The following is a 21238-nucleotide window of genomic DNA, read 5'->3' on the forward strand; positions in this document are numbered from 1 at the left end:
GATACGAATGGCTGACAACACTGTGGCTCCGGTGTATGAGCTGCGTGGGCTGAAATTGATTGGCTGGCGTGATATGCAACATGCACTGGACTATTTATATGCCGGTGGCGCACTCAGGGAAGGAACGCTGGTCGCCATCAACGCTGAAAAAATGCTCACGATTGAGGACAGCCCGCAAGTGAGGTCGCTGATTGAGGCGGCTGAATTCAAATATGCCGATGGTATTAGCGTGGTACGGTCAATTCGTAAGAAATTTCCGCAGGCACGCGTTGAACGTGTTGCGGGGGCCGATCTCTGGGAAGCGCTGATGGAAAGAGCGGGACGTGAAGGGACGCCGGTATTTTTGTTAGGTGGAAAGCCAGAAGTGCTGGAGCAAACGGAAGATAAGCTGCGTAAACAGTGGCAGGTCAATATCGTTGGCAGCCAGGACGGTTATTTCCGTGCCGAAGACAGGCAGAGCCTGTTTGAGCGGATCCGCGCGAGCGGGGCGAAAATAGTGACCGTCGCGATGGGTTCACCGCGTCAGGAGATATTGATGCGCGACTGCCGCGAAGTCTATGCTCACGCCCTCTATATGGGGGTCGGCGGTACCTACGATGTCTTTACCGGTTATGTAAAACGGGCGCCAGGCATCTGGCAGCGGCTGGGGCTTGAGTGGCTGTATCGCCTGCTTTCACAGCCAAGCCGCGTCACGCGACAGCTACGTCTGCTGCGTTATTTGTCCTGGCATTATCGCGGTAATCTGTAATTATCTCCTGACATGCCCCGTTGATACGGGGCATTCGCTTTTTTATTGTGCGATACCCAGATTTTTTTTACACATCATTTGCCATTTTTGTCATTTTAAGAAACCATTCGCTCACTCAATGCATCATCCCGGTATATTTTGCGCGGTTATCGCCTCCGGATGAGTGTTGACGCACGTTATTCTCATAAAAACAACCCGTACAGCGGGAAAGTTGCAAACACGACAGAGGTTATATGGCTGAAAACAAACCCGAGCTCCAGCGCGGCCTGGAGTCTCGTCACATTGAATTGATTGCCCTGGGCGGCACGATAGGTGTAGGGCTCTTTATGGGAGCCGCAAGCACATTAAAATGGGCTGGCCCTTCCGTGCTACTGGCGTACATCATCGCCGGTCTTTTTGTCTTCTTTATCATGCGCTCAATGGGCGAAATGCTCTTCCTGGAGCCCGTCACCGGTTCCTTCGCCGTTTACGCGCACCGTTATATGAGCCCCTTTTTTGGTTATCTTACCGCCTGGTCATACTGGTTTATGTGGATGGCGGTGGGTATCTCCGAAATTACGGCCATCGGCGTCTATGTACAGTTTTGGTTCCCTGACCTGGCGCAGTGGATACCCGCGCTGATTGCCGTTGGGCTGGTCGCAGTAGCGAACCTGGCCGCGGTGCGCCTGTACGGGGAAATTGAATTCTGGTTTGCAATGATCAAAGTCACCACCATTATCGTGATGATCATCGTGGGGCTGGGCGTTATCTTCTTTGGCTTCGGTAATGGCGGCCACGCAATTGGCTTTAGCAACCTGACCGAACATGGCGGCTTCTTTGCCGGCGGCTGGAAGGGCTTTCTGACGGCGCTGTGTATCGTTGTGGCTTCATACCAGGGCGTAGAACTTATTGGTATCACAGCCGGTGAGGCGAAAAACCCGCAGGTAACGCTGCGCAGCGCGGTAAGCAAGGTGCTATGGCGTATCCTGATTTTTTATGTGGGCGCGATTTTCGTTATCGTGACTATCTTCCCGTGGAATGAGATCGGAACGAACGGTAGCCCCTTTGTTCTGACCTTCGCCAAAATCGGCATTACCGCAGCGGCAGGTATCATCAACTTTGTTGTACTGACGGCTGCACTGTCTGGCTGTAACAGCGGTATGTACAGCTGTGGACGCATGCTCTACGCACTGGCGAAAAACCGCCAGTTACCGGCGGGTGTGGCGAAAGTGTCAAAAAACGGTGTTCCCGTTGCTGGTGTGACCATTTCTATCATTATCCTGCTGATTGGCTCCTGTCTGAACTACATCATTCCTAACCCGCAGCGCGTGTTTGTCTATGTCTACAGCGCCAGCGTATTACCCGGCATGGTACCGTGGTTTGTGATTCTGATTAGCCAATTGCGATTCCGCCATGCGCATCGTCAGGCGATTGCCAGCCATCCGTTCCGCTCCGTGATGTTTCCGTGGGCGAACTACGCGACCATGGCATTCCTGGTGTGCGTACTGATTGGTATGGCTTTCAATGAAGATACGCGTATGTCGCTGTTTGTCGGTATCATCTTCATGGCAGCGGTAAGCGTTATCTATAAAGTGCTGGGGTTAAACCGCCACGCTGTGACGCAGCGAGTGGGGGAATAATCAGCAAAATGCGCAAAGCATAACCAAACGCGCATTTTATTTAAAAAGGCACTAGACAGAGGGGGGGGAAGTCAGTATTATCCACCCCCGCAACGGCGCTAAGCGCCCGTAGCTCAGCTGGATAGAGCGCTGCCCTCCGGAGGCAGAGGTCTCAGGTTCGAATCCTGTCGGGCGCGCCATTAAATTCGGCGCTTGAGCTGCGGTGGCCTGTGAAACTTGCAGGGCCGCGTGAAAAGATTTGTAGTGGTGGCTATAGCTCAGTTGGTAGAGCCCTGGATTGTGATTCCAGTTGTCGTGGGTTCGAGTCCCATTAGCCACCCCATTATTTAGTAGTAAAAGTTTAGTGGAATGCGAAGGTGGCGGAATTGGTAGACGCGCTAGCTTCAGGTGTTAGTGTCCTTAGGATGTGGGGGTTCGAGTCCCCCCCCTCGCACCACAACTTAGATTGAACAAAAAATTCAAAAAGCAGTACATCGGCGAGTAGCGCAGCTTGGTAGCGCAACTGGTTTGGGACCAGTGGGTCGGAGGTTCGAATCCTCTCTCGCCGACCACTTTTGAACCCCGCTTGAATAAAGCGGGGTTTTTTGTTTTTCCATTCTGGAAAACCTCTCCTTTTACGGTGTTGCGTATCAGCGACAACTCAACTCACCTTTGTCGTCGATTGGCGACATGTAATTCTTTGTTTTATAAGGATTAGGCTGCCTGGCATTGTGGCTGTCTCCTGACGACGACAATAAAGGGTCGGGTACGACGGCGAAACAGGGGCGATTACCGCCGCAGAGCGCGAATTTCCTGTTATCTGAAAACAACTTAAGCGTGCTGTTTTGCTAATGCCAACCTGGCACATTATGTGCAATAATATACGTGTAGATGCTCATTCCACCTCTTATGTTCGCCTTCTGGCCTCATAAACTCCGGAATGATGCAGAGCCGTTTACGGTGCTTATCGTCCACTGACAGATGTCGCTTCGGCCTCATCAAACACCATGGACACTACGTTGAGTGAAGCACCCATTTATGTTGTCAAACAGACCTGTTTTAACGCCTGCTCTTGAGCAGGCGTTTTTTTATGTCTTATTATCGGTAGCGCGCCATCACAACACTCATCAGAAGCAATGCGCTTAGTGATACGCTATAGAGTGCCTGAGTTGCACCCCATTCGCTGGCAAGCCAGGCCGCAATGGTCGTCATCAAAGTGGCTGTCAACGTTTGCCAGCGCCACGCTTTTGCGCTGGCCGCCGGTATCTCATCTCCGCTAAACCCGGCAAGCAGACTAAACGTACCGACAGCAAAGACCACATTCGAGGCCAGATGGGCGATAAAAATAAGCCCCAGCGCCGCAGTCTTCTCACCTGAGAGCAATGGCAGAAGACCGTATGCTCCAAGGAAAATAGCCAGGCACAGCAGTAACAGGTAATTGCGGCGGGCATAGTGCGGCAATTTCTCACCATTTAGCAGCAGCGGACCACAAAGCTGTCCCAGGCTACGGGCGAACAATAGGGGCAATGCCAGCCCGGTAGCGTCGTCAGGGCGTATCTGCTGCGCCAGCGCGGGTAATAATGCCATGGCTGGCGAGCCGACTGCGGCAAGGGCAGGCAGGATCAGCAGGCTGCGTTTTTGTGCGGCGGTCAGCGAAGGCCATGCTACGGTGAGTGAGAGTTGGCCGTTATCGCTATTGCCGCTGTTATGGGCGTGATAACGTGCCCGTGTCAGTATGAGCAGAACCACCGATGCCAGAAAACTAAGTGCATCGATACTCAGCAATATTAACGGCGCAACATGGTCGAACAACAGCACGCCGGCTCCCGTTCCCAGTAATACCTGAGAGGCAAAAATAACGCTCTCCATTCCCGTAGCCGCAGGCAGTTCATCATGTGTGAGCCCTCGCTTGAATACTAACGCCAGAGCAGGCCAGGACATCCCGCCAGGAAACGCCTCTGTCGACTGAACCATCAGCAACGCAGGAATGTTGTGACAGACGAGTCCAGTCAACGGAAGGACGAGGGCGAGCATACCCAACAGTTCTGCGAAGATTAAAAGAGACACGGGCGACAGGCGGCGACAGAGCTTTTCTCCCGCCAGGCTACCCACAAAGCCCGGTAGTGTTGCCAGCATATAAGCGAGAGTGAGCGTTGAAGGTGAGGCGTGCCAGCGCAAGAGCTGACCGAAGACCAGAATCTGTGTCAGGCCATTACCCAGTGAAGATAAGACAAATGCGCAAAGGAGCAGCCGCAGCCAGCGGTGCGTGCGCAGCGCACGGATGAGCGCGAATAACAGGGTATTCATAATGACGATTTCCCAAAGCGAGTTATTTCCTGCAGCAGGCGCTGCATAGACAGAAAAGAGTTAACCCGGGGAGATCGTTACATTGGGAAAAGGATTCCATTAACAGAGACTGGAAAACTCTAGCACAGGATATTCAGAAATGTCAGCCAGGCAAAAAAAACCGGGGTCTTACGACCCCGGCAGACGATCAGGAAGGTGGATTGTTCTGCAACGTGAGTAGCAGGCCATCACGACGCATCGCCGCCGCCTCTTCCGGCTGGTGCAGCCGATCGAGGCAGTCTGCAAGCCAGGCATAATCGAATGCATCCGGGCGTTGTTTCAGCGCAGCACGAAACGCCAGGCAGGCCTCTTTCCACTCGCCGTGTTTCATCAGCGATTGTCCCAGCGTACTCCAGAGCATTGGTCGGTCGCCCTGCGTTTTGATTTGCTGGCGCAGGACTTTTTCTACCTGCTCAGGATTATTGGTTTTCAGGCGCGGGATCACCAAAACCAGGCGGTCGTCATACTGCCGTTTTAGCCCATCCAGAAGGATCGCCTGGGCCGTATCGTGATCTTCACATTCGATAAGGTGTTCTGCCATTGCTACCTGCAAGGGAATTTGATGACGGGTTTTGCGACTCTGATTTTTCCACCAGCTTCTTAGCCCCTCGCTTCCCAGATCGGCACGCGCCTGATCCATTTGCCCGATCCAGGCTTGTTGCTGGAGTGCTTCGCGATGCGCCTCATCGCCAACGTTCGCTTTTGCCATCGATGGAATGATATCCAGCAGTGAACTCCATGCGCCGGTGCGGATGTAAGCCTGTTCCGCCAGACGCAATACTTCCGGATGGCGCGGAGTAATCTCCAGCAGTCGGTCAACACCATGGCGCGCGGCATGATTTTCATTACGTGCCAGTTGCAGACGGACGCGGGTAATTTCGACCGGAATTGGATCGTTTTCCGACAGCTCTGCGGCACGCTCAAGATGCTGATTCGCACGCACTTCATCGCCACGCTGTTGTGCTGCTTCGGCCGCCAGTAAGTAGTTCACCACGGGTTGTTGTGCGTGATCGGCATTTTTCGCCATCAGCTTTTCAACCTGCTGATAATCACCTTCTGCCAGCTTGATGAGCGCCAGCTCTGTCTGTTTACGTGCGCGGCGACGTTTACGGCCAACGAACCAGCCACGCGTATGCGCACCGGTGCGGAAAATACGGCGCAACAGCCATTCAAGGGCAAAAAGCACCAACAGCGCCAGTACCAGAATAATGACCAGGCCAGTGACGCTGGTTTCAATGTTGTAATTGTCAGTCTGGATAAGTACATAGCCCTGATGACCCGCGATCATCGGACCCAGCACGATGCCAGCTAGCAACAGCGCAAAGAGTAATAATACTTTCAGCATGATTATTCTCCTTGCGGCGCTAGAGCGGGTGCATTTGGATCCTGGGCAACACCAGGCTGCGCCAGAAGATTACGCACACGAGTCTGCATCAGCTTCTCCAGAATCGGCTGGCTTTTCAGCGACTCAGGTACCGCCATGGCGATGGACTGCTGCTCAAGCTTGTCAATTTCTTCAAGAAACGCTTTGGTGGTGGAATCATCCGTATCGTAATAAGCTCGAATCCAGGTGGAGACATTATCCAGCGCCTGCTTGTAGGTCTCTTCCTGATGGCGAGGTACGGCCTGCGCCGCAACCAACAGCCGTGAGCGGATATTTTCGCGCAGGTAGATGTCCTGGTTCGGGGCTAACAGTGGCACAGCGGTTTCATCGCGACGACGAATCGTGATGAAACTGTCCATAAAGTTCTGCCAGCTTTTTTGCAGATTCACGCGCCATTCGCTAAGGGAACTCGACAGCTCACTGCTATCCGAGTCCATCGGGGAGTCGTCGTCGTTGTTATCTGCCAGACGCAGATTATCAATCTGGTTCGAGAGTTGGTTTACTTTCAGGATGATGCCGTCATAGTCCACCTGGGAAATCGCAGAGAGGCTGGCGACATCATCCGTAATAGCGCGGCGCGCAGTAATAAGGCTGGGATCATTCATGTCCGCCAGGCTGGCATCTGCGCTTTTCAGCAGCGCTGCGGCGGTGGTGACATCCTGGTCGCTCCACAGTTTACGTCCGGCCAGTTTGACCAGGAAGTCAGCCTGCGCCAGCAGCCAGGTTTTCGCATCGGTGCCGGAAATCGTGGCAACCTTTTGCTGTACCTCATTTAACTGCCTGGCGAGCGCGTCTTGCTGGCGTTTGGCCTCATCAAGTTGCGTTGCCTGCTGTTTAATGACACCTTCCAGCGCGGCTTTTTGTTTGTCCTGTGCCTGTTGCATCGCAATGACCTGGTTTGCCAGCTCATCATTTGTTGCGCGCAGTACAGTTGTTTGCTGTTTTACCCAGCCATAAAGACCGACGCCTGCTGCCAGCGCAATCGCAATAGCAATTACGCTAAGAGCAAGACTTGTCTTGCCCGCGCGGTTGTTCTTCTCGGCGTTTTTCGGCGGCGGCGTGTAGCCATCAGCCTGTTTGGTTTCTTCAACCACGGCAGAGGAGTGTTGTTGTTCCGTCATTATGGCTTCCCATTATGAGTGTTATTGTAATGCGCGAAGCAGCGCATCGTTGTCTGCGTTTTCAGCGACCTGAATATCTTGCCAGCCCAGTTCCCGGGCGAGGTTCGCCAGACGCTCGCTGACGACCAACAGCCGACAGCGTAGTAACCAATTTTCGCGATACCAGAGCGGAATAAGCGTAAAAAGCTGTTGCAGCATCTCACCGCTGGTGACAACTACCGTATCGACACCGCGCGTATGCCAGCGCATGGCCTCTTGTGCCCCGTCGTACAATTTCCCACAGCGTTGATAACATTCGCAAAATTCAACCTGAGCACCACGAGCGACCAGCGTTTCACCTAATAACTCGCGCCCACCGTTTCCTCGTAAGATTAGCGCACGTTTGCCCTGAATGTTTTGTAATTCAGGCAATTGTAGTAAGACTTCGCTGATTTCCTGATCCAGCGGATAGCGTACCTCAATACCGCTTGCAGTATGTAACGCCAGCGCGGTCGTGCGACCAATAGCAAAATAGGCTGGGTGTAAAGGCCAGCGAGTGTGAGTTTGCTGTAAATGTGCGTGGGCAAAAGTCACGGCATGTTGAGATAAGGCAAAAACCATATCGTCTTTGCCCAGCGCCGACAGACGCTCGGGCAGCGTGTTCAGTTCCCTGCCCGGAGTGAATTCGATCAACGGAAAACTCCATGCCACCTGTCCCAGTGCGCGCAGTCGGCTCACTAACATTTCCCCTGCCGGGGATGGGCGGGTGACAAGGATATTCATGCGGGCGCATCTCCGTTGTAGACGTCTGCCAGAATTTCACGTGCGCCGTTATCCAGAAGTTCCTCTGCAAGCGAGATACCAAGCTGGACGGCGTCGTCCGGGTGGCCACGGCGTTCGCCGCGAACCATTTTTGAACCGTCCGGCGCGCCAACCAGCGCGCGCAGCCACAGTTCACCGTCATGTAATTCAGCATAGCTGCCAATCGGCACCTGGCAGCCACCTTCGAGGCGGGTATTCATGGCACGCTCTGCGGCAACCCGCACGGTGGTTTCGTGATGGTTAAGCGGGGCGAGCAGCATACGGGTGCGTTCGTCTGCAAGACGACACTCAATGCCAACGGCACCCTGACCGACTGCCGGAAGAGACAGCTCTGCCGGCAGCGCGACGCGAATACGCGATTCGAGCCCCAGACGTTTCAGACCAGCCACCGCCAGGATGATAGCGTCATAATCTCCATTATCGAGTTTCGACAGACGGGTACCGACGTTGCCGCGCAAAGAGCGGATCACCAGATCCGGGCGGCGTGCCGCCAGCTGGCATTGTCGGCGTAAACTTGATGTGCCAACTATGCTCCCGGCAGGCAACGCGTCGATATCGCTGTAGTGATTAGAGACGAAGGCGTCGCGTGGATCTTCACGCTCACAAATCGTCACCAGCCCCAGCCCTTCCGGGAACTCGACGGGGACATCTTTCATCGAGTGCACGGCGATATCGGCGCGGTTTTCAAGCAATGCCAGCTCAAGTTCCTTCACAAACAGGCCCTTACCGCCGACCTTCGCCAGGGGCGTGTCCAGAATGACATCACCACGCGTGACCATAGGCACCAGTTCGACCGTCAGGCCTGGGTGGAGCGCCTCAAGGCGCTGCTTAACATATTGTGCCTGCCAAAGTGCAAGGGGACTTTGCCGTGTGGCAATTCTCAGAACATTGTCTAACATGCTTGTTACCGTCATTATCATCCATCGACCATCCTAACATTCTTGTCTTAGGGTGTCAGTGTTCGTGGTGATTGCATAGGTAAGGCGAGCACGGTCCCGTCAATACGAGACACACCCTCAGCCGTAAGTGGGAATTTACAGATTGTAAATGGTGCTAAACTGGTATGTAGCGCATCTTTCTTTACGGTCAATCAGCAAGGTGTTAAATTGATCACGTTTTAGACCATTTTTTCGTCTGTACCACCACAAAGACAAGGGCGAAAAAAGGTGACGGCGATTTTGGACTTTCTGTAAACATCAGGCGATACGTCTTGTACCTCTATATTGAGACTCTGAAACAGAGGCTGGATGCCATCAACCAATTGCGTGTGGATCGCGCGCTAGCGGCCATGGGCCCTGCTTTCCAGCAGGTTTACAGCCTGCTGCCCACGCTTTTGCACTACCATCATCCGTTGATGCCGGGCTACCTCGAAGGTAACGTTCCCAAAGGCATCTGTCTCTACACGCCTGATGAAACCCAGCGCCACTACCTCAACGAGCTTGAGCTCTATCGTGGAATGCCCCCGCAGGAATCGCCAAAAGGTGAATTGCCGATAACCGGCGTCTACTCCATGGGCAGTACTTCATCGGTAGGACAAAGCTGTTCTTCTGACCTGGATATCTGGGTTTGCCATCAGTCGTGGCTCGATAACGAAGAGCGTCAGCTATTGCAACGTAAATGCAGCCTGCTTGAAAGCTGGGCTGCGTCACTGGGTGTGGAAGTCAGCTTCTTCTTAATTGATGAGAACCGTTTCCGCCATAATGAAAGCGGCAGTCTGGGGGGTGAAGACTGTGGCTCGACGCAGCATATTCTGTTGCTTGATGAATTCTATCGTACTGCTGTGCGTCTGGCTGGTAAGCGTATTCTGTGGAATATGGTGCCGGGCGATGAAGAGGAGCACTATGACGATTACGTCATGACGCTCTATGCACAGGGCGTACTGACGCCAAATGAATGGCTGGATCTGGGTGGACTGAGTTCCCTGTCCGCCGAAGAGTACTTCGGGGCCAGCCTGTGGCAACTTTATAAAAGTATCGACTCCCCCTATAAAGCAGTCCTGAAAACCCTGCTGCTGGAAGCGTATTCCTGGGAGTATCCGAACACCCGCCTGTTGGCGAAAGACATTAAACAGCGTCTGCACGATGGTGAAATCGTTTCGTTCGGCCTTGATCACTACTGCATGATGCTGGAGCGCGTCACCCATTATCTGACAGCCATTGAAGATTTCACCCGTCTCGACCTTGTACGTCGATGTTTCTATTTAAAAGTGTGTGAGAAACTGAGCCGTGAGCGTGCCTGTGTGGGCTGGCGGCGTGAAGTCGTCAGTCAGCTAGTGAAAGAGTGGGGTTGGGACGAAGCGCGTCTCACCATGCTGGATAATCGGGCAAACTGGAAAATCGACCAGGTGCGTGAAGCGCATAACGAACTGCTCGATGCCATGATGCAGAGCTATCGTAATCTGATTCGTTTTGCGCGCCGCAACAACCTGAGCGTTTCCGCCAGTCCGCAGGACATCGGGGTGTTGACCCGTAAGTTATATGCCGCTTTTGAAGCGTTGCCGGGTAAAGTCACCCTGGTGAATCCGCAGATTTCTCCGGATCTCTCCGAGCCCAATTTAACCTTTATCTATGTGCCCCCGGGCCGGGCGAATCGTACGGGTTGGTACCTGTATAACCGTGCCCCAAACATGGACTCTATCGTTAGCCATCAGCCGCTGGAATATAACCGTTACCTGAACAAACTGGTGGCGTGGGCGTGGTTTAATGGTTTGCTGACTTCACGTACGCGCCTGTTTATTAAAGGTAATGGCATTGTTGATTTTGCAAAACTGCAGGAGATGGTAGCAAATGTGTCCCATCACTTCCCGCTGCGTCTGCCTGCGCCAACGCCGAAAGCGCTATATAGCCCCTGCGAAATCCGCCATCTGGCAATTATTGTCAATCTGGAATATGACCCGACTGCGGCATTCCGAAACCAGGTAGTGCATTTCGATTTCCGTAAGCTTGATGTATTCAGCTTCGGCGAGCAGCAAAACTGTCTGGTTGGCAGTGTAGACCTGCTTTATCGCAACTCCTGGAATGAAGTGCGTACACTGCATTTCAACGGCGAGCAGGCGATGATTGAAGCACTGAAAACCATTTTGGGAAAAATGCATCAGGATGCCGCGCCGCCGGATAGCGTTGAAGTCTTCTGTTATAGCCAGCATCTGCGCGGTTTGATCCGTACCCGTGTACAGCAACTGGTTTCTGAATGCATTGAGTTGCGCCTGTCCAGTACCCGTCAGGAGACCGGACGTTTCAAAGCGTTACGTGTAGCCGGACAGACCTGGGGACTCTTCTTCGAGCGTCTGAATGTGTCAGTGCAGAAACTGGAAAACGCGATTGAATTTTATGGCGCGATTTCGCATAACAAATTGCACGGGCTGTCGGTTCAGGTCGAAACGAACCACGTTAAACTGCCGCAGGTGGTGGACGGGTTTGCCAGCGAAGGGATTATCCAGTTCTTCTTCGAAGAGACCGGCGATGACGGTTTTAATATTTATATTCTGGATGAAAGCAACCGTGCGGAAGTGTATCACCACTGCGAAGGTAGCAAAGAGGAGCTGGTGCGTGACGTTAGCCGCTTCTATTCGTCCTCGCACGACCGATTTACTTATGGCTCCAGCTTTATCAACTTCAACTTGCCGCAGTTCTATCAAATCGTGAACGTTGATGGCCGGGCACAGGTGATTCCGTTCCGCAATCAGGCTATTGCGCCCGTTGCGTCTGCCAATCAGGATAACGACACGCCACTGTTGCAGCAGTACTTCTCCTGACATTTTTGCTGGTAGCCCGGGTAAGCGCACCCGGGGCTCCCGGATGCGGCCTGATGTTTTATCCAGGCTATGTATTAGCCGCGAAAGCTCACCTTTTCGCCTGCCTGTTGCGTTGCCGCCTGTTCCAGCAGATCCCAGAAGGTTTCGCCTGAACGGTCGCAAACCCACTCGTCTCCTTTCAGATCGAAATGATAACCGCCTTGTTTGGCCGCCAGCCATACCTGATGCAGGGGTTCCTGGCGGTTGATGATGATTTTACTGCCGTTTTCAAAGGTGATGGTCAATATGCCACCGTTGATTTCGCAGTCGATATCGCTGTCGCCATCCCAGTCGTCCAGACGCTCTTCAATAGTCATCCAAAGAGTGTCAGCAAGGCGATGAAATTCACTGTCGTTCATTGTCGTTTCCCGTTTTACGTGATGGCGGCAGTATAGCCGCAGGAGCGAATCGCATCAAAGCCGCGCCTGTGCTTTCATTTTTCGTCCTCTGTTCTGTTATGCGTCCACTTACTGACAAAGGGTGCGGATGAACTCAGTTCAAATATTCTTCGCCTGAGGGAGATAACGTAGCGATGTACAGGCGGTTTTGATAACGCCCGATACGCCTGGTGATGGGGCGAACCAATTTCGAAGATAGGGGGTTATTGTCCAGGTGTGCTTCCTTTTCATCTGGTACGCGATAATCCATACGTGTTCACGCCAGAGTATCCCTGGGACCGAAAGGCAGCGCGACGCAGGGGTTAAACGCCGCAGAAAATTTGCCGCGCTGCTCCCAGGATTTTTGCGCAGCCTGGCCACATTCACAGGCCTTTCAGTACTGTTATCGCCAGTACGTCTGCCATCGTAGTAAAGGCTATGTTTATCAGCGGCAAAGCTCTCGAAAATTTGAAAAGAGGGGGATGTCCACAGGCGGCATGCCAGGGCGGGCTGTAACAAGAGAGAAAGGAGATAAAACAGCTGGTTAATTTTCATCACGCCATCATGGCCATGAGAAGAGAAGGTGTAGCAAAGCATATTTGGTGCTGAGAATGTGCCGTAAGCAGCTAAACGGGCGGCTTTTCCGATTTTATAAAGACGTGCTAAACGCTTGCTTTTGTGTCTTCTCCTGCGATGATAGAAAGCAGAAAGAATGAACCAACAGGCAACCTACAATGAAAGACGTGTGTCGAACCCTGGCTGTATTATTAACCTTATTTAGCCTGACGGGCTGTGGTCTGAAAGGGCCGCTCTATTTCCCGCCGGCTGACAAAAATGCGCCGCCGCCAACCAAAAAAACCGAAAGTGCCATTCAGACAACCACCCCGGACCGCAACGATCGTGGCGATAATGATGGCCCAACGCAGGTGAATTACTAACGTTCCCGTGCTGTATCCGCGTATATGGAGTAGATGATGCAGTTCTCTAAAATGCATGGCCTTGGCAACGATTTTATGGTCGTCGACGCGGTAACGCAGAATGTCTTTTTTTCCCCTGATCTGATCCGCCGTATGGCTGACAGGCATCTCGGGGTGGGGTTCGATCAGCTGCTGGTGGTCGAGCCACCCTATGATCCTGAACTTGATTTCCACTATCGCATCTTTAATGCTGACGGCAGCGAAGTCTCCCAGTGCGGAAACGGCGCACGTTGTTTTGCCCGTTTTGTGCGTTTAAAAGGGTTGACCAATAAACGTGACATTCGCGTCAGCACCGCAAATGGCCGCATGGTATTAACCGTAACGGATGACGAGCTGGTGCGTGTGAATATGGGCGAGCCCAATTTCGAGCCGTCACAGGTTCCGTTCCGGGCGAACAAAGCGGAAAAGACCTATATTATGCGTGCGGCGGAACAAACAATATTGTGCGGCGTTGTCTCAATGGGCAATCCGCACTGCGTTATCCAGGTCGATGATGTCGATACCGCTCCGGTTGAAACGTTGGGGCCGGTAATGGAGAGCCACGAACGCTTTCCTGAGCGCGCTAACATTGGTTTCATGCAAGTGGTCAAACGCGATCACATCCGACTGCGCGTGTATGAACGTGGCGCGGGCGAAACGCAGGCTTGCGGAAGTGGCGCTTGCGCGGCGGTCGCTGTCGGCATCCAGCAAGGTTTGCTGGCAGAGGAAGTACATGTGGAACTCCCAGGCGGTCGGCTGGATATCGCATGGAAAGGACCGGGCCAACCGTTGTTTATGACTGGCCCGGCGGCACATGTCTACGACGGGTTTATTCATCTATGAAGCAACCAGGGGAAGAACTGCAGGAAACGTTTATGGAACTGGATGACCACGCTGTCGTCGATTATCTGTTGCGTAATCCTGAGTTTTTTATCCGTAACGCACACGCTGTTGAAGCTATTCGTGTTCCTCATCCCGTACGCGGTTCGATTTCGTTAGTCGAGTGGCACATGGTTCGGGCACGTAACCATATCAACGTGCTGGAAGAGAACATGACGTTGCTGATGGAGCAGGCCAGCGCCAATGAAGGGCTGTTCTATCGCCTGTTGCGTCTGCAGGGCAAACTGGCTTCGGCCAAAAGCCTTGAGGAAATGTTGAATCGCTTCCAGCGGTGGGCCAGAGATTTGGGGCTGGCAGGGGCGACCGTCCGCCTGTTCCCTGACCGCTGGCGTCTTGGCGCACCCTCCGGTTTTACCCATCTTGCGCTCTCTCGTCAGGCCTTTGAGCCGCTGCGTATTCAGCGCCTGGGTCAACAACAGCATTATCTCGGTTCACTGAACGGACCGGAGTTACTCTTACTCTTGCCGGAAGCGAAAGCGATCGGTTCTGTGGCGGTAACAATGATGGGGCCAGACGCCGATCTGGGCGTGGTTCTGTTCAGTAGTCGCGACCCACATCACTACCAGCATGGACAGGGCACGCAGCTGCTGGAAGAGATCGCCATGATGTTACCGGACCTGCTGGAGCGCTGGATCGAGCGCGTATGACTGATTCACCCCTGCACCAGGCTGTCACGCGTTTCCTGCGCTATCTGGGCGTGGAGCGTCAGCTAAGCCCTATCACGCTTCTCAATTATCAGCGTCAGCTTGATGCCATCATTGCGCTTGCCGGGGAAATCGGTTTGCAGCGCTGGCAACAATGTGATGCCGCCATGGTACGGGCTTTTGCCGTACGCAGTCGCCGCAAAGGTCTGGGTGCCGCCAGCCTGGCGCTTCGCCTTTCGGCTTTGCGCAGCTTCTTTGACTGGCTGGTGAGCCAGGGCGAGCTTCCTGCCAATCCCGCGAAGGGCGTTTCCGCCCCGAAAACACCGCGTCACCTGCCAAAAAATATCGATGTGGATGACGTCAACCGTCTGCTGGATATCGATCTTAACGATCCGCTGGCCGTCCGCGACAGGGCGATGCTGGAGGTGATGTACGGCGCCGGGCTGCGTTTATCCGAACTGGTGGGGCTGGATATCAAACACCTTGATTTGGAAAGTGGTGAAGTCTGGGTGATGGGGAAAGGCAGCAAAGAGCGCCGTTTACCTGTTGGGCGTAATGCGGTCATCTGGATTGAACACTGGCTGGATCTGCGCGGGTTATTTGGTACCGAAGAAGAGGCGCTGTTTCTCTCGAAACTGGGGAAACGTATTTCCGCGCGTAATGTGCAAAAACGCTTTGCCGAGTGGGGCATCAGGCAGGGGCTGAATAGCCATGTGCACCCGCATAAATTGCGTCACTCCTTTGCCACCCATATGCTGGAGTCCAGCGGCGATCTACGCGGCGTGCAGGAACTCCTGGGGCATGCTAACCTTTCCACCACACAAATCTATACCCATCTTGATTTTCAACACCTTGCCTCGGTGTATGACGCAGCGCATCCACGCGCCAAACGGGGGAAATAATGCGATTTTACCGGCCCAGGGGCCATATCTCGGCTATCACTTTTGATCTCGACGACACGCTTTACGATAACCGCCCGGTTATTCTGCGAACTGAGCAAGAATCCCTGTTGTTTGTTCAACAATATCATCCGTCTCTGAATGCGCTGGAAAACACGGACTTGAAACGCATTCGCCAGTCGCTGCTGCTCACAGAACCGGAGATCTACCACGATGTGACCGAATGGCGCCGTCGTGCGGTCGAACGCGCCATGCTGGATGCGGGGCTAACGGCGGATGAGGCGGCAGAAGGGGCACAAGCCGCAATGCAGCATTTCGCGAAATGGCGTAGCCGTGTTGATGTGCCGCAAGAGACCCATGAAACCCTGGCGAAACTAGCTGAAAAATGGCCGCTGGTCGCGATCACCAACGGCAACGCGCAACCGGCGTTGTTCGGCCTGGCCGATTACTTTGAGTTTGTGCTGCGCGCGGGTCCTGACGGACGTGCGAAGCCATTTAACGATATGTACCACCTTGCGGCGGAACGCCTGAACATTCCGCTGGGTGAAATTCTGCACGTCGGGGATGATCTGACGACCGATGTCGCCGGCGCCATTCGCTGTGGTATGCAGGCCTGCTGGATCAAACCGGAAGGGGCTGACCTGTTGACGGCTTCTGATAGCCGATTGCTGCCACATCTGGAGATTTCGCGGTTGGCATCCCTCACCACGCTGATATAATCACCACAAGTTCTGTATAAATTCCCAGGGTTTCTTCGCGTCATCCTTTGGCCCGCAGGTGCGTTTAGCGCCCTGCGGATCGTGGTTATTGCGCGTAGTGGCCCCATACTTATTTTCGTGCGGCGGTGCCAATGGACGTTTCTTACCTGCTCGACAGCCTTAATGACAAACAGCGTGACGCGGTTGCCGCGTCGCGTAGCAACATGCTGGTGCTGGCCGGGGCAGGCAGTGGCAAGACTCGCGTGCTGGTGCATCGCATCGCCTGGCTGATGACCGTGGAAAACTGCTCGCCCTATTCTATTATGGCGGTGACATTTACCAACAAAGCCGCGGCGGAAATGCGCCACCGTATCGGTCAACTCATGGGGACCAGCCAGGGTGGTATGTGGGTTGGTACTTTCCACGGGCTGGCGCACCGCCTGCTGCGTGCGCACCATATGGATGCCAATTTGCCGCAGGATTTCCAGATCCTCGACAGCGAAGACCAGTTGCGTTTGCTTAAGCGTCTGATCAAGGCGATGAACCTGGATGAGAAGCAGTGGCCGCCGCGTCAGGCCATGTGGTACATCAATGGCCAGAAAGACGAAGGCATTCGTCCGCACCATATTCAAAGCTACGGTAACCCGGTCGAACAGACCTGGCAGAAGGTTTACCAGGCTTACCAGGAAGCCTGTGATCGCGCCGGACTGGTGGACTTCGCCGAACTGCTGCTGCGCGCGCACGAATTGTGGCTCAATAAGCCGCATATCCTGCAGCACTACCGCGAGCGCTTCACCAATATCCTGGTGGATGAATTCCAGGATACCAACAACATTCAGTATGCCTGGATCCGCCTGCTGGCAGGCGACACCGGCAAAGTGATGATTGTTGGCGACGATGATCAGTCGATCTACGGCTGGCGCGGGGCACAGGTAGAAAATATCCAGCGCTTCCTTAACGATTTCCCCGGCGCGCAGACGATTCGCCTGGAGCAGAACTACCGCTCAACCAGCAATATCCTCAGCGCGGCGAACGCCCTGATCGAAAACAATAACGGTCGTCTGGGTAAAAACCTGTGGACTGACGGCGCCGATGGCGAGCCGATTTCACTCTACTGTGCTTTCAATGAACTCGATGAGGCACGTTTTGTTGTTAACCGTATTAAAACCTGGCAGGAGAGCGGCGGTGCGCTGGAGCACTGTGCCATTCTCTATCGTAGTAACGCCCAGTCACGCGTGCTGGAAGAGGCGCTGTTACAGGCAAGCATGCCGTATCGTATTTATGGCGGGATGCGCTTCTTTGAACGCCAGGAAATCAAAGATGCGCTCTCCTATTTGCGCCTGATTGCAAACCGCAATGACGATGCCGCTTTTGAACGTGTGGTGAATACGCCGACGCGTGGGATTGGCGACAGAACACTGGATGTTGTGCGCCAGACTTCGCGCGATCGCCAGCTGACGCTGTGGCAGGCGACTCGCGAATTATTACAGGAAAAAGTACTGGCCGGTCGCGCGGCAAGTGCATTACAGCGCTTTATGGAGCTCATTGACGCGTTGGCACAGGAGACGGCCGATATGCCGTTACACGTACAAACGGACCGGGTGGTGAAAGATTCCGGCCTCTGGATGATGTACGAGCAGGAGAAAGGCGAGAAAGGCCAGACGCGTATTGAGAACTTAGAGGAACTGGTGACGGCAACCCGCCAGTTCAGCTACAACGAAGAAGACGAAGATCTCATGCCATTGCAGGCGTTTCTCTCCCATGCCGCGCTGGAGGCGGGCGAAGGGCAAGCAGATACCTGGCAGGATGCAGTACAACTGATGACACTGCACTCCGCCAAGGGACTGGAGTTCCCACAGGTGTTTATTGTCGGGATGGAAGAGGGGATGTTCCCCAGCCAGATGTCGCTGGATGAAGGCGGACGTCTGGAAGAGGAGCGTCGCCTGGCCTACGTTGGTGTGACTCGCGCTATGCAGAAACTGACGCTGACATATGCGGAAACCCGCCGTCTGTATGGTAAAGAAGCCTATCACCGTCCGTCGCGCTTTATCGGCGAGCTGCCGGAAAACTGTGTGGAAGAGGTACGTCTGCGCGCTACCGTCAGTCGTCCGGTCAGTCATCAACGTCTTGGCGCGCCGATTTCAGAGAACGATACGGGTTATAAGCTGGGCCAGCGTGTGCGTCATCCGAAGTTCGGCGAAGGGACAATTGTTAATCTTGAAGGCAGCGGCGAACACAGTCGTTTGCAGGTGGCGTTCCAGGGGCAGGGCATTAAATGGCTGGTGGCTGCCTATGCGCGCCTTGAAACAGTGTAACTTTCAGAAAAATATCATTATTTTGTAATATTCTGCTAGCCTTATACGCTGAGGGGGAAATATTACCCTTTAGCGTTTCGTTGCGTGTTGACGCCTCATTTTTGCTGGCGTAACATGCGCGCACGATCACGCTAAGAGGACATTCGCCTTGGACACACCCAGTAGATACTGGCTCAATTCCCTGTCATCCAGGAACAACTCCTAAGGCTATCTCCTTATGCTGATGGCCTTAGTGGTTGTCAGCGACCTGCTGTATTCCCGTCGCGCTGAGTCAGGCTGTTTAATGGTCTGAAACGCCAAATGTTTCTTGTGTGCCCAACCGAACTGTCCAGTCATTTTTGCATTGGGAGTCCCGGCTATGCTGAGCGCATTTCAACTGGAAAATAATCGTTTAACCCGTCTCGAAGCTGACGAAATAAAGCACCTCGCCAGTTCCGTCTGGGTTGATCTGGTCGAGCCGGACGATGACGAGCGAACCCGCGTGCAGTCTGAATTGGGGCAGAACCTGGCCACACGCCCGGAACTGGAAGACATCGAAGCGTCTGCGCGTTTTTTTGAAGATGAAGACGGCTTACACATTCACTCCTTCTTCTTCTTTGAAGATGCGGAAGACCACGCCGGTAACTCCACCGTGGCATTTACTATCCGCGAAGGTCGCCTGTTCACCCTGCGTGAGCGTGAGTTGCCGGCATTTCGTCTCTACCGCATGCGTGCCCGTAGTCAGGCAATGGTAGATGGCAACGCCTATGAATTACTGCTTGATCTTTTCGAGACCAAAATCGAACAGCTCGCCGATGAAATTGAAAACATCTATAGCGACCTGGAAAAACTGAGCCGTGTGATCATGGAAGGCCATCAGGGCGATGAATATGACGAAGCGCTGTCAACGCTGGCGGAGCTGGAAGATATCGGCTGGAAGGTGCGTCTGTGTCTGATGGATACCCAGCGTGCGCTGAACTTCCTGGTCCGTAAAGCACGTTTGCCAGGCGGCCAGCTGGAACAGGCCCGCGAAATCCTGCGCGATATCGAATCCCTGTTGCCGCATAACGAATCCCTGTTCCAGAAAGTGAACTTCCTGATGCAGGCGGCAATGGGCTTTATCAATATTGAGCAGAACCGGATCATCAAGATCTTCTCGGTCGTTTCTGTTGTCTTCCTGCCGCCGACGCTGGTGGCGTCCAGTTACGGGATGAACTTTGAGTTTATGCCTGAGCTGCACTGGAGTTTTGGCTACCCGGGCGCGATTGTCTTTATGATCCTCGCCGGGCTGGCGCCTTATCTCTACTTCAAACGTCGTAACTGGCTGTAAAGCTAAAATAAAAAGGTTCAGCCATTCTGCTGAACCTTTTTATTTACAAACCCCAGCTCTGAATACTCTTAGCGGATTTTTAATCCGCTGCCCCGCGCCCGTTGTGCATTTATATTCACCTTCAGATAAGTAAATAGCAGCATACACAACAATAGCGTGATAGGGCGTTTATCCAGATTGAAGGCAAGGGAAAGGTAGACAACTAGCCATTTCACCCGTGTATTTATCCTTGCCAGACAAAGATAAATACAGCGGGATTAAAATGTCCAAAGGCGGGTTGTAAGACGTTCGACATGCCTAAAGCAGATATCGTCGTCGAGGTTGTCGTGATTAGCCAGCTTTGCGACCTCAGCGATACGGAGTCCTGATGCCGCCTGTTTGCGGATTGTCATCCGCAACGAGAAAGGCCGAAGCGTCTGCCGCCCGATGCCGGGAATTATCGACCTCTGCGCTGAGTGTACAGTGCGTCCATCACGAATATAGCGAGAGCTACCCAAATAAACCCGAATGTCACCATTTTATCCATGCCCGGATGTTCGTCATAAAACGTCACCGCCAGCAGGAACATCAGCGTTGGGCCAATGTACTGGAAGAAACCCAGCGTCGACAGGCGCAGACGCATCGCCGCCCCGGTAAAGCACAGCAGAGGAACAGTGGTGACCACCCCGGCAGCCATCAAGAGCAAATTAAGCGACCAGCTATTTTGCGTCATATGGCTGGTAGCGCTGTTGGCAAACCCAAACAGCCAGATAGCCGCAACAGGGAGCAACCACAGTGTTTCCACCAGCATTCCGGTTTGCGCGTCGACGGCGATTTTTTTACGCAGTAGCCCATAGAAGGCGAAGCTAAAGGCCAGACCCAGCGAGATAATCGGCAAGGAACCGAAGGCCCATAACTGTACTAATACGCCACTGGCAGCCAGTATTACCGCCAGCCACTGCATGCGTCGGAAACGTTCACCAAGGAAGAGCATTCCCAGCAGGATATTAACCAGCGGGTTAATAAAATAGCCCAGGCTTGCTTCCAGGAGATGGTGGTTGTTAACTGACCAGATAAAGAGCAGCCAGTTTCCGCCAACGAGAACGGCGGATACCGCTAACAGAAAGATTTTCTTTGGCGTACGTAAAAGCTGTTTCACCTGCGACCACTGACGGCTGAGGCTTATCAGGGCGATCATAAAGAAGAAGGACCAGATAATTCGGTGAGTCAGAATTTCGTCGGCGGGAACAAACCATATGACTTTGAAATAGGCTGGCGCGACACCCCAAATAAAATAAGCGGCCAGAGCAAGTATCACTCCCAACCGCGTCTGTTTTGCATCCATCAGGAAAACTCTTTGCTGAAAAGTA

General features: G+C 53.5%; 18 protein-coding genes, 4 tRNA genes and 1 pseudogene. 15 read left to right on the forward strand and 8 right to left on the reverse strand.

Annotated elements, in window-relative coordinates; translation table 11 throughout:
* Positions 1–7: 7 nt before the first annotated feature.
* The 6 genes from wecG (at position 8) to AAIG39_RS20060 (ending at position 2918) form a co-directional block, all read left to right on the forward strand.
* Positions 8–748, forward strand: a complete 741-nt coding sequence (gene wecG, locus AAIG39_RS20035; protein ID WP_343194573.1) for a lipopolysaccharide N-acetylmannosaminouronosyltransferase — start codon at positions 8–10, stop codon at positions 746–748.
* 233 nt (positions 749–981) lie between these two features.
* The gene (gene thrP / locus AAIG39_RS20040) at positions 982–2367 is read left to right on the forward strand and encodes a bifunctional threonine/serine APC transporter ThrP (RefSeq protein WP_090088446.1); all 1386 of its coding nucleotides are present in this window, start codon (positions 982–984) and stop codon (positions 2365–2367) included.
* A gap of 102 nt (positions 2368–2469) precedes the next feature.
* Positions 2470–2546 (forward strand) — tRNA-Arg (locus AAIG39_RS20045).
* 67 nt (positions 2547–2613) lie between these two features.
* Positions 2614–2689, forward strand: a tRNA-His gene (locus tag AAIG39_RS20050).
* 28 nt (positions 2690–2717) lie between these two features.
* Positions 2718–2803 (forward strand) — tRNA-Leu (locus AAIG39_RS20055).
* Positions 2804–2841: 38 nt separating this feature from the next.
* Positions 2842–2918: transfer RNA gene (locus AAIG39_RS20060), tRNA-Pro, on the forward strand.
* A 526-nt stretch (positions 2919–3444) separates the two neighbouring features.
* Here AAIG39_RS20060 and AAIG39_RS20065 read toward each other — a convergent pair.
* From AAIG39_RS20065 to hemC, 5 genes are all read right to left on the reverse strand, one after another.
* Positions 3445–4653: an MFS transporter gene (locus tag AAIG39_RS20065; RefSeq protein WP_343194574.1), complete on the reverse strand. Its 1209-nt coding sequence runs from the start codon at positions 4651–4653 to the stop codon at positions 3445–3447.
* A 187-nt stretch (positions 4654–4840) separates the two neighbouring features.
* Positions 4841–6037, reverse strand: a complete 1197-nt coding sequence (gene hemY, locus AAIG39_RS20070) for a protoheme IX biogenesis protein HemY (RefSeq protein WP_090088451.1) — start codon at positions 6035–6037, stop codon at positions 4841–4843.
* Between the two features lie 2 nt (positions 6038–6039).
* Complete coding sequence (gene hemX / locus AAIG39_RS20075; protein ID WP_343194575.1) at positions 6040–7197, reverse strand: uroporphyrinogen-III C-methyltransferase; 1158 nt, start codon at positions 7195–7197, stop codon at positions 6040–6042.
* A 21-nt stretch (positions 7198–7218) separates the two neighbouring features.
* Positions 7219–7959 (reverse strand): uroporphyrinogen-III synthase, encoded by a 741-nt coding sequence (hemD, locus tag AAIG39_RS20080; protein WP_090088455.1) that lies wholly within the window; start codon positions 7957–7959, stop codon positions 7219–7221.
* The gene (hemC, locus tag AAIG39_RS20085; protein ID WP_343194576.1) at positions 7956–8897 is read right to left on the reverse strand and encodes a hydroxymethylbilane synthase; all 942 of its coding nucleotides are present in this window, start codon (positions 8895–8897) and stop codon (positions 7956–7958) included. The genes hemD and hemC overlap by 4 nt, the downstream gene beginning before the upstream one ends.
* A 311-nt stretch (positions 8898–9208) precedes the next feature.
* On the opposite strand from hemC, the gene cyaA reads away from it, so the two are divergent.
* Positions 9209–11752 (forward strand): class I adenylate cyclase, encoded by a 2544-nt coding sequence (cyaA, locus tag AAIG39_RS20090; protein WP_343194577.1) that lies wholly within the window; start codon positions 9209–9211, stop codon positions 11750–11752.
* Positions 11753–11826: 74 nt separating this feature from the next.
* Here the strand turns inward: cyaA and cyaY are convergent, their stop codons facing one another.
* Entirely contained in the window at positions 11827–12150 is a 324-nt protein-coding gene (gene cyaY / locus AAIG39_RS20095; protein WP_090088463.1) for an iron donor protein CyaY, read from the reverse strand.
* Between the two features lie 298 nt (positions 12151–12448).
* Positions 12449–12673, reverse strand: a pseudogene (locus AAIG39_RS20100) (hypothetical protein); the annotation flags it as partial.
* Positions 12674–12902: 229 nt separating this feature from the next.
* Between AAIG39_RS20100 and lptM the strand changes: the two are divergent.
* The 8 genes from lptM (at position 12903) to corA (ending at position 19889) form a co-directional block, all read left to right on the forward strand.
* Positions 12903–13106 (forward strand): LPS translocon maturation chaperone LptM, encoded by a 204-nt coding sequence (lptM, locus tag AAIG39_RS20105; RefSeq protein ID WP_090088465.1) that lies wholly within the window; start codon positions 12903–12905, stop codon positions 13104–13106.
* 36 nt (positions 13107–13142) lie between these two features.
* On the forward strand, positions 13143–13967 hold the full coding sequence (gene dapF / locus AAIG39_RS20110) for a diaminopimelate epimerase (protein ID WP_343194586.1): 825 nt from the start codon (positions 13143–13145) through the stop codon (positions 13965–13967).
* Complete coding sequence (locus AAIG39_RS20115) at positions 13964–14671, forward strand: DUF484 domain-containing protein (RefSeq protein WP_090088467.1); 708 nt, start codon at positions 13964–13966, stop codon at positions 14669–14671. The genes dapF and AAIG39_RS20115 overlap by 4 nt, the downstream gene beginning before the upstream one ends.
* Positions 14668–15570 carry a tyrosine recombinase XerC gene (xerC, locus tag AAIG39_RS20120; protein ID WP_090088469.1) on the forward strand — a complete coding sequence of 301 codons (903 nt, stop codon included), beginning with the start codon at positions 14668–14670 and terminating at the stop codon, positions 15568–15570. Before AAIG39_RS20115 ends, xerC begins: the two co-directional genes overlap by 4 nt.
* The gene (gene yigB / locus AAIG39_RS20125; RefSeq protein ID WP_090088472.1) at positions 15570–16286 is read left to right on the forward strand and encodes a 5-amino-6-(5-phospho-D-ribitylamino)uracil phosphatase YigB; all 717 of its coding nucleotides are present in this window, start codon (positions 15570–15572) and stop codon (positions 16284–16286) included. Before xerC ends, yigB begins: the two co-directional genes overlap by 1 nt.
* Before the next feature lie 131 nt (positions 16287–16417).
* Positions 16418–18580: a DNA helicase II gene (gene uvrD, locus AAIG39_RS20130; protein WP_039077035.1), complete on the forward strand. Its 2163-nt coding sequence runs from the start codon at positions 16418–16420 to the stop codon at positions 18578–18580.
* 148 nt (positions 18581–18728) lie between these two features.
* A complete protein-coding gene (gene ysgD, locus AAIG39_RS20135; protein ID WP_212743980.1) occupies positions 18729–18785 on the forward strand; it encodes a YsgD/CorL family protein in 57 nt (18 codons plus the stop codon).
* Positions 18786–18938: 153 nt separating this feature from the next.
* The gene (corA, locus tag AAIG39_RS20140; protein ID WP_039077036.1) at positions 18939–19889 is read left to right on the forward strand and encodes a magnesium/cobalt transporter CorA; all 951 of its coding nucleotides are present in this window, start codon (positions 18939–18941) and stop codon (positions 19887–19889) included.
* Positions 19890–20325: 436 nt separating this feature from the next.
* On the opposite strand, the gene rarD is transcribed toward corA, so the two are convergent.
* A complete protein-coding gene (rarD, locus tag AAIG39_RS20145; protein WP_090088474.1) occupies positions 20326–21213 on the reverse strand; it encodes an EamA family transporter RarD in 888 nt (295 codons plus the stop codon).
* Positions 21214–21238 lie beyond the last annotated feature (25 nt).

Source organism: Phytobacter palmae (assembly GCF_039409775.1).
GTDB lineage: Bacteria > Pseudomonadota > Gammaproteobacteria > Enterobacterales > Enterobacteriaceae > Phytobacter > Phytobacter palmae.